This window comes from Brevundimonas sp., assembly GCF_019636155.1.
GTDB lineage: Bacteria > Pseudomonadota > Alphaproteobacteria > Caulobacterales > Caulobacteraceae > Brevundimonas.
This window is the reverse complement of the sequence record NZ_JAHBYB010000001.1, coordinates 37,785-50,387: the sequence shown is the minus strand read 5'-3', so window position 1 is coordinate 50,387 and position 12,603 is coordinate 37,785. Positions and strand designations below refer to the sequence as shown.

15 protein-coding genes are annotated in these 12,603 nt (G+C 69.3%); 8 read left to right on the top strand and 7 right to left on the bottom strand.

The window, feature by feature from the left end; translation table 11 throughout:
- Positions 1-30: 30 nt before the first annotated feature.
- The 3 genes from KF910_RS00285 to KF910_RS00275 form a co-directional block, all read right to left on the bottom strand.
- Positions 31-444 carry a hypothetical protein gene (locus KF910_RS00285; protein ID WP_292257717.1) on the bottom strand — a complete coding sequence of 138 codons (414 nt, stop codon included), beginning with the start codon at positions 442-444 and terminating at the stop codon, positions 31-33.
- A 52-nt stretch (positions 445-496) separates the two neighbouring features.
- Positions 497-1,231, bottom strand: coding sequence for an arginyltransferase (locus KF910_RS00280; RefSeq protein ID WP_292257715.1), 735 nt, complete (start codon positions 1,229-1,231; stop codon positions 497-499).
- 103 nt (positions 1,232-1,334) lie between these two features.
- A complete protein-coding gene (locus tag KF910_RS00275) occupies positions 1,335-2,237 on the bottom strand; it encodes a flagellar motor protein MotB (RefSeq protein WP_292257713.1) in 903 nt (300 codons plus the stop codon).
- A gap of 143 nt (positions 2,238-2,380) precedes the next feature.
- Between KF910_RS00275 and KF910_RS00270 the strand changes: the two genes are divergently transcribed.
- Positions 2,381-2,887 (top strand): flavin reductase family protein, encoded by a 507-nt coding sequence (locus KF910_RS00270; RefSeq protein ID WP_292257711.1) that lies wholly within the window; start codon positions 2,381-2,383, stop codon positions 2,885-2,887.
- Positions 2,884-3,783 carry an NAD(P)-dependent oxidoreductase gene (locus KF910_RS00265; protein ID WP_292257709.1) on the top strand — a complete coding sequence of 300 codons (900 nt, stop codon included), beginning with the start codon at positions 2,884-2,886 and terminating at the stop codon, positions 3,781-3,783. The genes KF910_RS00270 and KF910_RS00265 overlap by 4 nt, the downstream gene beginning before the upstream one ends.
- Here KF910_RS00265 and KF910_RS00260 read toward each other — a convergent pair.
- The 3 genes from KF910_RS00260 to hemB are packed head-to-tail and all read right to left on the bottom strand — an operon-like array spanning position 3,749 to position 5,401.
- On the bottom strand, positions 3,749-4,141 hold the full coding sequence (locus tag KF910_RS00260; protein ID WP_292257708.1) for a PIN domain nuclease: 393 nt from the start codon (positions 4,139-4,141) through the stop codon (positions 3,749-3,751). The genes KF910_RS00265 and KF910_RS00260 overlap by 35 nt on opposite strands.
- Complete coding sequence (locus KF910_RS00255; protein WP_292257706.1) at positions 4,138-4,335, bottom strand: type II toxin-antitoxin system VapB family antitoxin; 198 nt, start codon at positions 4,333-4,335, stop codon at positions 4,138-4,140. The genes KF910_RS00260 and KF910_RS00255 overlap by 4 nt, the downstream gene beginning before the upstream one ends.
- Before the next feature lie 58 nt (positions 4,336-4,393).
- The gene (gene hemB, locus KF910_RS00250) at positions 4,394-5,401 is read right to left on the bottom strand and encodes a porphobilinogen synthase (RefSeq protein WP_292257704.1); all 1,008 of its coding nucleotides are present in this window, start codon (positions 5,399-5,401) and stop codon (positions 4,394-4,396) included.
- 229 nt (positions 5,402-5,630) lie between these two features.
- Here hemB and KF910_RS00245 point away from each other — a divergent pair, with 229 nt between their 5' ends.
- From KF910_RS00245 to KF910_RS00235, 3 genes are read left to right on the top strand one after another with little or no spacing between them, the layout of a single operon-like run.
- Positions 5,631-6,770, top strand: a complete 1,140-nt coding sequence (locus tag KF910_RS00245; protein ID WP_292257703.1) for an isobutyryl-CoA dehydrogenase — start codon at positions 5,631-5,633, stop codon at positions 6,768-6,770.
- A gap of 38 nt (positions 6,771-6,808) precedes the next feature.
- A complete protein-coding gene (locus KF910_RS00240) occupies positions 6,809-7,858 on the top strand; it encodes an enoyl-CoA hydratase/isomerase family protein (RefSeq protein WP_292257701.1) in 1,050 nt (349 codons plus the stop codon).
- Between the two features lie 58 nt (positions 7,859-7,916).
- Entirely contained in the window at positions 7,917-8,702 is a 786-nt protein-coding gene (locus tag KF910_RS00235) for a class I SAM-dependent methyltransferase (RefSeq protein WP_292257699.1), read from the top strand.
- A 79-nt stretch (positions 8,703-8,781) separates the two neighbouring features.
- Here KF910_RS00235 and KF910_RS00230 read toward each other — a convergent pair whose 3' ends face one another.
- On the bottom strand, positions 8,782-9,258 hold the full coding sequence (locus KF910_RS00230; RefSeq protein ID WP_292257697.1) for a hypothetical protein: 477 nt from the start codon (positions 9,256-9,258) through the stop codon (positions 8,782-8,784).
- Positions 9,259-9,358: 100 nt separating this feature from the next.
- Between KF910_RS00230 and KF910_RS00225 the strand changes: the two genes are divergently transcribed.
- The 3 genes from KF910_RS00225 to KF910_RS00215 are packed head-to-tail and all read left to right on the top strand — an operon-like array spanning position 9,359 to position 12,595.
- Positions 9,359-10,231, top strand: coding sequence for a 50S ribosomal protein L11 methyltransferase (locus KF910_RS00225; RefSeq protein ID WP_292257694.1), 873 nt, complete (start codon positions 9,359-9,361; stop codon positions 10,229-10,231).
- 55 nt (positions 10,232-10,286) lie between these two features.
- Positions 10,287-10,742 (top strand): hypothetical protein, encoded by a 456-nt coding sequence (locus KF910_RS00220; RefSeq protein ID WP_292257692.1) that lies wholly within the window; start codon positions 10,287-10,289, stop codon positions 10,740-10,742.
- A gap of 41 nt (positions 10,743-10,783) precedes the next feature.
- A complete protein-coding gene (locus KF910_RS00215; protein ID WP_292257691.1) occupies positions 10,784-12,595 on the top strand; it encodes an aminopeptidase P family protein in 1,812 nt (603 codons plus the stop codon).
- Positions 12,596-12,603 lie beyond the last annotated feature (8 nt).

The window sequence follows — 12,603 nt, the reverse complement described above, 5'->3', positions numbered from 1 at the left end:
CATCTGGGTTGGAAGCGGCTGTGCCCGAATCTAGCTGCAGCTGATCCGGATCGGCTGGATGGTGCGGCGATCTTCGGAAGAGGCCCGCTCGGCATTGCCGGCGATCCGGACATCCGGCGTAGGCGGGTAGGCGATCATTCGGCCGTCGTCGAACCACCGGAATTTCAGGGATTTCCCGATCAGATATTTCCAGGGCGCCGTATGCAGATCAGGCAGCGCATATTCGTGCCTGCAGGCCCGTGACGAAACATAGAGGCGGTTCCTGTCCGGCGGCAGATAGACGGCATGGAAGCTCATGCCCGGCGCCACGTCCTGTGCGGCAGCCTCGGATTCTACTCGGATTTCAGTCGAACCCGCATTCATGATGTCCAGGCCGAGTCTCGGCAGGCATCCCGTCAGGGCCGTGAGCAGGAGTGCGGCTATAAGGGCGTTCAGAGTCTTCATTGCGATGGGATCGAGCCCTGAACCTCGTCATTTCAACCGAACGGCCTACCCCCTAATCCATCCGTTCCCAGCCCAGGGGTTTCAGCATCTCCATCGGGCGGAAGCGGGCCTTGTAGTCCATCTTGGGCGAACCCTGGACCCAGTAGCCGAGATAGACATAGGGCAGATTGACCGCCGCCGCCTGGCGCAGGTGGTCCAGGATGGCGAAGGCGCCCAGGCTGCGCCTGTCCTGCGCCGGATCGAAGAAGCTGTAGACCATCGACAGGCCATCGTTCAGCAGGTCGGTCAGGGCGCAGCCCACCAGTTCGCCGGGGCCGCCGTCGTCGGACGGCAGGCGGTATTCGATCAGATGGGTGCGGACGGCCGTGTCCTCGACCATGGCGACATAGTCGAGCCAGCCCATCTCGCTCATCCCGCCGCCGGGATGGCGAGCGGCCAGATAGCGGCGCAAAAGGTCGAACTGCTCAACTGTGGCCTCGGCCTCGACCAGGGCCCGGGACAGGTCGGCGTTGCGGGCCAGGATCTTCCTCTGTCCGCGCGAAAAGGCGAAGTCGGCGACCGGCAGCCGCACCGAGACGCAGGCGTCGCAAGCCTCGCACGCCGGGCGATAGGCAATGTTCTGGCTGCGCCGGAAGCCGGACTGGGTCAGGCGGTCGTTGACGTCGGCCCCGTCGGAGAAGGGCAGGTTGGCGAAGACCTTTCGCTCGGTCTGGCCCGGCAGATAGGGGCAGGGGGCCGTGGCCGTCATGTAGAAGCGCAGCAGGTGCTGGGGGATATGCCGGGTCATGCCCTCATTCCCACCATCGCTGTGAAGCCGTGCGTTTCATGCCCTTGAATGTGGGGATGTTTCGGCCCCGTCCGCAAGGCCCGTCGCCTCGCAGGGGCGCCCGTCACAGGCTGGTGTCCGTCGGCAGGACCGGCGCCTCGCGCAACAGGACGATGGCGATGCGGCGGTTTCCGGCCAGGGCCGGGTCGTCCGGATAGAGGGGATCGGACCCCGCCTTGCCCGAGACCTGATACACCCGGTCCGCATCGACCCCCGCCCCCTGAAGCACCAGACGCGAGGCGTTGGCGCGGGCCGAGGACAGGGCCCAGTCGTTCGCCCCGCTGGCGCGGCCCGAGCCGGGGGCGGCGCTGGTGTGGCCGGTGATGGAGATGCGGTTGGGCAGCTGGTTGATGACGCGCGAGATGGCCCGCAGCAGCAGGGTGGCGCGCGGGTTGGGGCGGCTGGAGTTGGTGTCGAACATCGACCGGCCTTCCTGGTCGACCAGCTGGATGCGCAGGCCCTCGGGCGTCTGGTCGATGATCAGCTGTTTCGACAGCTCGGCCAGTTCCGGCATGGACTGCATCGCCTGACGCAGGGATTCGGCGGCCGAGGCGAATTCGGCGGCCTCGCGCCGGGCGATCTCGGCGCGCAGGGCCTCTTCGGAGGCGGCGGCGAGGTTGGAGCTCTGCCCCGCTTCCTGAGGGGCGTCTGGCGGCGCCTCGGGCGCCAGCTGGTTGATGACGGACATGGAGCCCGAACCCTTGGCCCCGTCGTCGCCCAGGGCGGTGCCGCCCAGAATGCCGCCCGAACCGCTGGTGGTCTGGCTGACGCTGGCGGGGGCGAAATATTCGGCGATGCCGCGCTTCTGTTCCGGGTCGGTGGTGTTGATCAGCCACATCAGCAGGAAGAAGGCCATCATGGCGGTCACGAAGTCCGCATAGGCCACCTTCCAGGCGCCGCCGTGGTGGCCGTGGCCGGCGACCTTCTTGATCTTCTTGATCAGGATCGGGCGATCACTGGAGGACATCAGGGGCACACGGGGCGGATCGAAAACAGGCTTAATGATCGGTCCCGGCCGTTAAGAAGCCGTTTGCGATGATCCTCGAGCGGCGGGGCGAGGCGGGGTGCGGCGCCCTTGCCGCGCGGCGGGGGCTGGCCTAGGTGACCCAGGTGTCCGACGCCCCTGTCCGTTCCGAATCCCGCCGCGCCTATCGCGACGCCCTGGGGGCCTTCTCCACCGGCGTCTGCGTGGTTACGGCCCATACGCCGGACGGAGCCTTCGGCATCACGGTCAACTCCTTCACCTCGGTCTCGTTGGACCCGCCGCTGGTGCTGTGGTGCCTGGACCAGGGGTCCGAGCGGCACGACCTGTTCGCGGCGGCGGACCGTTTCGCCATCCATGTCCTGCCGGTCGAGGATCGGGAGATGTCGGACCGTTTCGCCTGGGGCGTCTGCCGCCTGTCGCCGGACGAGTTCGATACCGAGGATCCCGCCCCGCCGCGCCTGAAGAACGCCCTGGCGCGGCTGGATTGCGCGGCCGAGCAGCGGCTGCCGATGGGGGACCACCTGACCGTCGTGGGCCGGGTGCTGGGTTTCGACAGCCGGGCGGGCGACGCCCTGACCTATTTCCGCGGCCGCTATGGCGTGGCCGCCGATACGCGACAGGAGCCGAAATGAAGATCGCCTTCGCCGGACTGGGCGTCATGGGCGCGCCGATGGCCCGGCATCTGGTCGCCGCAGGCCATCCGGTGGCGGGCTATAACCGCAGCCCGGACAAGGCCCGCACCTGGGCCCAGGCGACCGGCGGCCGTTTCGCCGCCACCGTGGCCGAGGCGGCCGATGGGGCGGAGGTCTTCATCCTGTGCGTCGGCAATGACGACGATGTGCGCCAGGTGGTCGGAGAGGCCCTGGCCCATCTGGCGCCCGGAGCGGTGATCGTTGACCACACCACTACCTCGGCCCGGGTGGCGCGGGAGATGGCCGATCTGGCCGCCGCGGCGGGGGCGGCCTTCATCGACGCCCCGGTGTCCGGCGGGCAGGCGGGGGCCCAGAACGGCCAGCTGTCGGTCATGGCGGGCGGGGACGCCGACGCCCTGGCGCGGGTCCGGCCGGTGCTGGGCGCCTATTCCAAGGCGATCCAGCACATGGGACCGGCCGGGGCGGGCCAGCTGACCAAGATGGTCAACCAGATCTGCATCGCCGGGGTGGTGCAGGGCCTGGCCGAGGCGGTGCATTTCGCGCAGAGCGCGGGGCTGGACGCCGACGCCGTCTATCAGGCCGTGTCCAAGGGGGCGGCGCAAAGCTGGCAGATGGACAACCGCTGGAAGACGATGGCCGAGGGCCGATTCGACTTCGGCTTCGCCGTCGACTGGATGCGCAAGGACCTGGGCCTGGTGCTGGACGAGGCGCGGGCCAACGGCTCGCACCTGGCCCTGACCGCCCTGGTCGATCAATTCTATTCCGAAGTGCAGTCCATGGGGGGATCGCGATGGGACACGTCCAGCCTGGCGGCGCGGCTGCAGGATCGAATGGCGGACCTCAAATCACGCTTCGAAGACCCAGATAGGCGGTGAAAGGCTCGAAATCCCGGTCGCTGTGAAGCAGCGCCATGTCGTCCATCATGCAGCGCGTGGCGATAAGGGTGTCGATGGTCTTTCGGACCGTGACGCCTCGGCGGCGCAACAGGCGAAAGTTGGAGGCGGCGCGGAGCGCCACGTCTTCGCCGCCGATCTGGACCAGGCTGAAGACCGAGAGATGGTTTCGCGCCTCCTCGAACTGACGGTCATCCTCGAACCCCTGCAGCACCTCGGCCAGGATCAGGTCGCCGATGGCCAGAGGCTGGCTGTCGAGAAGACTGTCCAGCTTTTCCGTCTGAGGTGTCGAAGCACCTCGGAAATAATCGATCCAGACGCTGGAATCGACCAGGATCACGGCCGGTCAAGGCGCATGGCGTCGAGATCGCCATGCCAATCGACCCTGCCGCGCAGGGCGCGGATACTCGCCTGCTGACGCAGACGAAGCAGGGTGCGAAGGCCCATTTCAACTACCTCACGCTTGGTCGCCGCGCCCGTCGCCGTCAATGCCTCTTGCATGAGCTGGTCGTCGATCACGATGTTTGTGCGCATAGGTGTGTATCCTTATTAGGCTGGATACACATATATCCGATCCGGCGGTCTGGAAAGGTCAGGCCCCCAGCAGACGCGCCGCCTGGGGCGCGAAATAGGTCAGGACGCCGGCGCAGCCCGCGCGCTTGAAGGCGGTCAGGGTTTCCAGGATGGCGCGGTCCTGGTCCAGCCAGCCGTTGGCGATGGAGGCCTGCATCATCGCGTATTCGCCGGACACCTGATAGGCGAAGGTCGGCACCTTGAAGGTCTCGGACACGCGCCGGACGATGTCGAGATAGGGCAGGCCCGGCTTGACCATCACGGCGTCGGCGCCCTCGGCGATATCCATGGCCACTTCGCGCAGGGCCTCGTCCGAATTGGCGAAATCCATCTGATAGGTCTTCTTGTCGCCGGTCAGCATGGCTGCCGAACCGACCGCATCGCGATAGGGGCCATAGAAGGCCGAGGCGTATTTGGCGGCGTAGGACAGGATCAGGGTGTCCTGAAGCCCATTGGCCTCCAGCGCCTCGCGGATCGCCTGGACGCGGCCGTCCATCATGTCGGACGGGGCCACGACGTCGGCCCCGGCGTGGGCCTGGATGAAGGCCTGTTCGGCCAGCCGCTCCAGCGAGGCGTCATTGGCGATGCGGCCGTTCTCGATGACCCCGTCGTGGCCGTGATCGGTGTAGCAGTCCAGGGCCACGTCGCAGATGACCCCGACCTCGGGCGCCGCGTCCTTGATGGCGCGGATGCAGTCGGGGATCAGGCCGTCCGGGTCGGTCGCGCCCGTGCCTATGGCGTCCTTGGTCGCCGGATCGACATTGGGGAACAGGGCGACGGCCGGAATGCCCAGGTCGCGCGCCTCCTTCGCCGCCTGCGCCGCCGCCCTGGGCGACAGACGGAAGACGCCCGGCATGGAGGCGACCGGCGCGCGGTCCTCGGCGCCGTCATGGACGATCAGCGGCCAGATCAGATCGGCCGGGGTCAGGGTCGTCTCTGCCACCAGCCGACGCACCCACGGACTGGCCCTGAGGCGGCGCGGACGGGCGAACGGAAAGGCTGCGGGGGCGAAGGGCGGCGTGGTCATGGGGGGCGTATAGCCTTCTCCCTCCCTGAAGGGGAGGGTGGTCGGCGCCGCCGACCGGGTGGGGAGGGCCGGGCGACAGAAACACCAACGCTGCTTTCGCCAAAGCGCCCCCACCCGGCGCTTCGCGCCACCCTCCCCGAACGGGGAGGGAGAGTCGGAGCGGCTGGCCCTCCCCTTGAGAGGAAGGAGTCGCTAGAACCCCGCCCAAAGACTCGAAGGAAACGCACCCATGGACTTCGCCCTGACCGACGACCAGCGCGCCATTCAGGACGCCGCCCGCGCCTTTGCGACGGCCGAACTGGCGCCGCATAGCGCCGAGTGGGACGAGACCAAGACCTTCCCGGTCGATGTCATGCGCGCCGCCGCCGAGATGGGCTTCTGCGGCATCTATGCGCAGGAAGAGCACGGCGGCATGGGCCTGGGCCGGGTCGAGGCGGCGGTGATCTTCGAGGAACTGGCGGCCGGTGACGTGTCGACGGCGGCCTTTATCTCGATCCACAACATGGCGACCTGGATGATCGACGGCTTCGGCTCGGACGAGCTGCGGGCGCGCTATGTGCCGTCGCTGGTCACCATGGAGAAGATCGCCAGCTATTGCCTGACCGAGCCCGGGTCGGGCTCCGACGCCGCGGCCATGCGGACGACGGCGGTGAAGGACGGCGACCATTATGTGCTGAACGGGTCCAAGGCCTTTATCTCGGGGGCCGGGACCAGCGACGTCTATGTGGTGATGGCGCGCACGGGCGAGGCGGGGCCCAAGGGGATTTCGGCTTTCGTCGTCGATCTGGGGACGCCCGGCCTGAGCTTCGGCGCGCAGGAGAAGAAGATGGGCTGGAACAGCCAGCCCACGGCCATTGTCAGCTTTGACGACTGCCGCATCCCGGCGGCCAATCTGCTGGGCCGGGAAGGCGACGGCTTCCGCTACGCCATGATGGGCCTGGACGGGGGGCGGCTGAACATCGCCGCCTGTTCCATCGGCGGGGCGCGGCTGGCGCTGGAGACGGCCCAGGCCTATGTCGCCACGCGAAAACAGTTCGGCAAGTCGCTGGATCAGTTCCAGAATACGCAGTTCAAACTGGCCGATATGGCGACCCAACTGGAGGCGGCGCGGCTGATGGTCCTGCGCGGCGCCTGGGCCATCGACACCGGCCATCCGGAAAAGACCAAATGGTGCGCCATGGCCAAGCGCCTGGCCACCGACGCCTGTTTCCAGATCGCCGACGAGGCCCTGCAACTGCACGGCGGCTATGGCTATCTGAAGGACTATCCGCTGGAGCGGATCGTGCGCGACCTGCGGGTGCACCGCATCCTGGAAGGCACCAACGAGATCATGCGTGTGATCACCGCGCGGGAGATGATGCGGCAATAGGCTGGACCCGAACGGCGACGCTTCGTAGACGCAGGCCCATGAGTGAATCGGAAGTCCTGACCCGCATCGACTCCGGCGTGGGGCGCATCACCCTGAACCGGCCCAAGGCGCTGCATGCGCTGAACCGGAGCATGTGCGAGATCATGACCGAGGCGCTGCTGGCGTGGCGGGCGGATCCGGCCGTGACCTCGGTGCTGATCGACCACGCGGGCGAGCGGGGGTTCTGCGCCGGCGGCGACATCCGGATGATCGCCGAGAGCGGGGCGGGCGACGCCTCGGAGGCCAAGCGGTTCTTCGGCGTCGAATATCGGCTGAACCACCTGCTGTTCACCTATCCCAAGCCCGTCACGGCGGTGGTGGACGGCATCGTCATGGGCGGCGGGGTCGGGATCAGCGAGCCGGCCGGCGTCCGCATCGCCACCGAGCGCACCACCTACGCCATGCCCGAGACGGGGATCGGCCTGTTCCCCGATGTGGGCGGGGGCTGGTTCCTGCCGCGACTGCCGGGCGAAGCGGGAACCTGGCTGGCCCTGACCGGGGCGCGGCTGAAGGCGGCTGATACGGTGGCCCTGGGCGTCCATACCCATTTCACACCGGCCGAGCGGATCGAGGACCTGAAGGCGGCCCTGCTGGCCGAACCGGCCGATCCGAAGGCGGTGGCCGACCGGTTCGCCGCCGATCCCGGCCCTGCGCCCAGCGCGGCGCATCGGGAGGCGATCGACCGCCTGTTCGCCCCCGACACGGTCGAGGCGATCTTCGCGACACTGGACGCCGAGGGGTCGGAATGGGCGCTGAAACAGCTGGAGACGCTGAAGACCAAATCGCCCCAGTCGCTGAAGGTCAGCCTGCGCCAGCTGCGGCTTGGGGCGAGGATGGCCAGCTTCGCCGACAATATGGCGATGGAATACGCCCTGGGCGGGCGGATCGTGCGGACCCACGACTTCCAGGAGGGGGTGCGGGCGGTGATCGTCGACAAGGACAACACGCCCCGCTGGTCGCCGGCGACCCTGGAGGGTGTGACGCAGGCGGACCTGGACGCCCTGTTCGCGCCCCTGCCGTCCGATGAGGCGTGGCGTCCGCTGGATTGAGCTTGCATCGCCGGCGGAACGGCGCTCCCTATCCCCGACCTGTTCTGGGAGGACCGTCATGACCAAGACCGCCTGCGCCGCCGCCGTCCTTGTCGCCGCCCTGTCGCTGGGCGGATGCGTGGCCAATGGGCCGGGATCGCACGACGTCATCGTCAACGCCCCCCCGGCCACGGACTTCAGCGCCCTGTACGCCCAGGCCGTGGCCGACGGCCGGCGCCCGGCCGAGGAGACGGCGCGCGACCCGCTGCGCCACCCGGCCCAGATGCTGGCCTTCATGGGGGTGAAGCCGGGCGACGCCATCGCCGACGTGCGGCCGGGCGCGGGCTATTTCACCCGCCTGTTCGCCTCGGTCGCGGGCCCGGCGGGCCGGGTCTACGCCTTCGTGCCCAACCAGACGGCGACACGGGACGAAGGCCCCGCCGACGCCCTGGCGGCCGTCTATCCGAACGTCAGCCGCGTCACAGGATCGCTGGAGGCGATGACGGTCGACCGTCCGCTGGACATCGTCTTCATGGGCCAGGAATACCATGACTTCGTCATCCCCCGGTTCGGGGTCGATGTGGCCAGGATGAACGCGGCGGTCTTCGCCGCCCTGAAGCCCGGCGGCCTGTATGTCATCCTGGATCATCAGGCGGCGGCCGGAGCGGGGACCGATGTCGTCGGAACCCTGCACCGGATCGAGGGCGCGGCCCTGAGGCGTCAGGTCGAGGCGGCGGGCTTCGTCTTCGACGGCGAGAGCGCGGTGGTGCGGAATCCGGAGGATGACCACAGCCTGAACGTCTTCGATCCGGCGATCCGGGGCCGGACCGACCAGTTCGTCTATCGGTTCCGCAAGCCGGGCTGAGGCGCGGTCGGTTCGACGGGCAAGAAAAAGGCGCCGGGCGGTTTCCCGTCCGGCGCCGATCTTTTCGGTCGATATGATCTCAGCGCTTGCCGAAGATGATGTCGCCCAGATTGGCCCAGAAGCCCTTCTTGGCCGCGGGCTTGGGCGCCGCGGCGGCGGGCGCCGGCGAGGCCGCCGGAGCCGGGGCGGGCCGGGGCGCGGCGCGGCGGTTATTGGGAGCCGCAGCCTTGCGCCCGGCTTGCGCGCCGGGGCGGCCTTCCTGCCTGGCGGCGGTCTTCGGAGCGGCGGCGCGGGCGGCGGGCTTGGCCGCAGCCTTGGGGGCGGCCGCCTTGGGCGCGGCCGGCTTGCGAGCCGGAGCGGCCTTCCTGGCGGCGGCCTTCGGAGCGGCGGCGCGGGCGGCGGGTTTGGCCGCAGCCTTGGGCGCGGCGGCCTTGGGCTTGGCCGCGGCCGGCTTGGCGGCGGCGGGTTTCTTTGCGGTCGCCGGCTTGGCGGCGCTCGACTTCGCCGCCGGTTTAGGCTTGGAAGCGGACTTGGACGCGGTTGGTGATTTAGCCATGGACTCCCCGACCCCTCGGTTTGGACAAAGGCGCGCTGGACCGCTTTGGACCGGGTCGCACCAGAGAACTGCGATTCGGCATGATAACGGGCTTTAGCAAATGTCACAGACCGCAGTTCAGATAATCGCACATGGCGCCCGAGAAGCCGCAGAGGCCGCCGCGGCGGCGCTGGACGCGGACCCCCTGCTGGAAGGCGCGACCTATTCCATCCTGGAGGAGGACGAGGACAGGGGCGTCTGGCGCATCGACGCCTTTCCGACCACGGACGAGGAGGCGGACGGGGTCGCCGCGGCCCTGCGCGCCCACGACGGGCTGACGGTGGTGGTCGAGAAGCTGGCCGACGCAGACTGGCTGGCCATGTCGCTGTCGGGCCTGCCGCCGGTCGAGGCGGGGCGGTTCTTCGTCTATGGCGCCCACGACCAGGGCAAGGTCCCGGCCGACCGGGTCAGCATCAAGATCGACGCCGGCGCCGCCTTCGGCACCGGCCACCATGGCACGACGGTGGGTTGCCTGGAGGCGCTGGAGACCGTGCTGACGACCTCAGGCGCGCCGCAGAAGGTGCTGGATGTCGGAACCGGCACCGGGGTCCTGGGCATCGCCGCCAATCTGACGGGCACGCCGGTGGTGGTGGGGACGGACATCGACACCCCTTCGGTCCGCATCGCGGGCGAGAACGCCGAGATCAACGGGGCCCAGGCGGTCTTCGTCGAGGACGGGGACCTGAGCCATCCGGCGGTGACCGGCCCGGCGCCCTATGATCTGGTGTTCGCCAACATCCTGGCGCGGCCTCTGATCGAGCTGGCGCCGGCGATCACGGCGCGGATGACGCCGGACGGGCGGGCCATACTGTCAGGCCTGTTGCGGACCCAGGAGGCCGAGGTTCTGGAAGCCTATCAGGCCCTGGGGTTCGCGGTCGAGCAGACCATTCATCACGACGCCTGGTCGGCCCTGCTGCTGCGCCGGGGCGGATAGGGAACCGGGGGCCAAGCGAGGCCGTTCTGCGGGGCGAACACCAGGAGGTCCGCCCGTGAGCCAGTATGATCCCGACCTGAATCCGCCGACCCCGCCGCCGGCCCAGCCGGTCTATACCGAGACGGTGGTGGTGCGGCCCGAGTCCAACACCGGCTGGTGGATCGCCGGCGGCCTGGCGGCCGCGGTGCTGCTGGTCGTCATCTGGCTGCTGGCGTCGAACAATCGCGCCTCCGACCAGACCGAGGCGGAGACCCGGCTGGCCGAGGCTCAGGCTGCTCAGTTGCAGGCCCAGGCCGACGCCGCCAACGCCTCGGCCCAGGTCCAGGGCCAGATCGCCGGCGCCCAGGCCGGGGTGGCCATCGCCCGCGCCGATGCGGCCCGCGCCCAGGCGGACGCCGCCCGCGCCGCCGCAGAGGCCCGCAACGCCGAGGCGCGCGCCGCCAGCCAGCCCGCGCTGGCGCCGGCCGCCTCCGGGCCGGCCGTCATCACACCGACCACGCCGCAGAACTGACCCCCTCCCCAGGGGCGGGGGGCGGTGCTAGACCCCCCGCCATGCGCCAGACTTTTGACGAAGCCACCGACCCGTCCTTCGGCCGGAAACACCTGCCCCTGCTGCGCGCCCGCATGGCCGAACAGGGGCTGGACGGCTTCCTGATCCCGCATGAGGACGAGCATCAGAACGAATATCTGCCCGAGGCCAACGAGCGGCTGGCCTGGATCAGCGGCTTCACCGGCTCGGCCGGGGCGGGGGCGGTGCTGACCGATCGAGCGGCCGTGTTCGCGGACGGCCGCTATACGGTGCAGGTGCGGGCCCAGGTCGATGCGGACCAGTTCGAGATCCTGGCGCTGGAGGACAACGGCCTGGCGCGCTGGCTGGAAGGCGCGCCCAGGGGGGCGGTGATCGGCTATGACCCGCGTCTGCACAGCCCGGACACCCTGGCGGGGCTGAAGGCGGCGGCGACCAGGGCGGGCGCCGAGCTGAAGCCGGTTCAGATCAATCCGCTGGACCTGGCCTGGGGTGATGATCGCCCGGACCAGCCGATGGCGCCGGTGGTCCCCCATGAGGATCGTTATGCAGGCGAGAGCGCGGCGTCCAAGCGGGCCCGGATCGGCAAGGCCATCGCCGACAAGGGCGCCGATGCGGCCGTCCTGACGGCCCCGTCCTCCATCGCCTGGCTGTTCAATGTGCGCGGCGGCGACGTGATCCGCTCGCCCCTGCCTCTGGCCCAGGCGGTGGTCCAGGCCGATGGTTCGGCCAGCCTGTTCGTCGATCCGAGGAAGGTGACCAATGAGCTGCCCGGCTGGCTGGGCGACGCCGTGTCGGTTCAGGCGCCCGAGGCCCTGGATGGGGCGTTGGAGGGGCTGAAGGGCCGCCGGGTGCTGATTGATCCGTCCCTGTCCTCGGCCTGGTGGTTCGACCGGCTGACGACGGCTGGCGCGACCGTGGTGCGCGGGGCCGATCCCTGCACCCTGCCGCGCGCCGTCAAGAATGCGGTCGAGGTCGAAGGCTCGCGCCAGGCGCATATCCGCGACGGCGCCGCCCTGACCCGCTTCCTGCACTGGGTCGATACGGTGGGGCAGGCGACCCTGCCGGACGAGCGCCAGGTGGCCGAGGCGCTGGAAGGCTTCCGCGAACAGACCGGCGCGCTGAAGGACCTGTCGTTCGACACCATCGCCGGGGCCGGGCCGAACGGCGCCCTGCCGCATTACAAGCCCGTGACCCGCACGATCCGGCGCATGGAGCGCGGCTCTCTGCTGCTGGTGGACGGCGGCGGACAATATCTGGACGGCACCACCGACGTGACCCGGACCATGGCCGTGGGCGACCCCAGCGCCGATCAGCGCCGCATGTTCACCCTGGTGCTGAAGGGCCATGTCGCCATGGCCGTGGTGCGGTTCCCCGTCGGGACCAACGGGGTGCAGCTGGACGCCCTGGCGCGCCTGCCGCTGTGGATGCAGGGGTTCGACTACGACCACGGCACCGGCCATGGCGTCGGCAGCTATCTGGGCGTGCACGAGGGGCCGCAGCGTATCGCCAAATGGGGGACCAGCCAACCCCTGCTGCCCGGCATGATCGTATCGAACGAGCCGGGCTATTACCGCGAAAACCACTGGGGCATTCGCATCGAGACCCTGCAGGTGGTGACGGAGGCGCAGCCCATCGCGGGCGGCGAGCGGCCGATGCTGGGGTTCGAACAACTGACCCTGGCGCCGCTGGACCGCAAGCTGATCGACGTGGACCTGCTGACGCCCGACGAGCGGGCCTATGTCGATGGCTATCACGCCCAGGTTCTGGCCAAGGTTGGGCCGCTGCTGGACGGCGAGGTTCGGGACTGGCTGACGGCCCAGAGCGCGCCGCTGTGAACCGCTAA

What these genes read in the sequence shown, in the direction of transcription:
- KF910_RS00275 (WP_292257713.1), bottom strand. Translation starts at nt 2,237, where the DNA reads ATGTCCTCCAGTGATCGCCCGATCCTGATCAAGAAGATCAAGAAGGTC.
- KF910_RS00230 (WP_292257697.1), bottom strand. Translation starts at nt 9,258, where the DNA reads ATGGCTAAATCACCAACCGCGTCCAAGTCCGCTTCCAAGCCTAAACCG.
- KF910_RS00245 (WP_292257703.1), top strand. Translation starts at nt 5,631, where the DNA reads ATGGACTTCGCCCTGACCGACGACCAGCGCGCCATTCAGGACGCCGCC.
- KF910_RS00280 (WP_292257715.1), bottom strand. Translation starts at nt 1,231, where the DNA reads ATGACCCGGCATATCCCCCAGCACCTGCTGCGCTTCTACATGACGGCC.
- KF910_RS00285 (WP_292257717.1), bottom strand. Translation starts at nt 444, where the DNA reads ATGAAGACTCTGAACGCCCTTATAGCCGCACTCCTGCTCACGGCCCTG.
- KF910_RS00240 (WP_292257701.1), top strand. Translation starts at nt 6,809, where the DNA reads ATGAGTGAATCGGAAGTCCTGACCCGCATCGACTCCGGCGTGGGGCGC.
- KF910_RS00235 (WP_292257699.1), top strand. Translation starts at nt 7,917, where the DNA reads ATGACCAAGACCGCCTGCGCCGCCGCCGTCCTTGTCGCCGCCCTGTCG.
- KF910_RS00225 (WP_292257694.1), top strand. Translation starts at nt 9,359, where the DNA reads ATGTCACAGACCGCAGTTCAGATAATCGCACATGGCGCCCGAGAAGCC.
- KF910_RS00265 (WP_292257709.1), top strand. Translation starts at nt 2,884, where the DNA reads ATGAAGATCGCCTTCGCCGGACTGGGCGTCATGGGCGCGCCGATGGCC.
- hemB (WP_292257704.1), bottom strand. Translation starts at nt 5,401, where the DNA reads ATGACCACGCCGCCCTTCGCCCCCGCAGCCTTTCCGTTCGCCCGTCCG.
- KF910_RS00215 (WP_292257691.1), top strand. Translation starts at nt 10,784, where the DNA reads ATGCGCCAGACTTTTGACGAAGCCACCGACCCGTCCTTCGGCCGGAAA.
- KF910_RS00255 (WP_292257706.1), bottom strand. Translation starts at nt 4,335, where the DNA reads ATGCGCACAAACATCGTGATCGACGACCAGCTCATGCAAGAGGCATTG.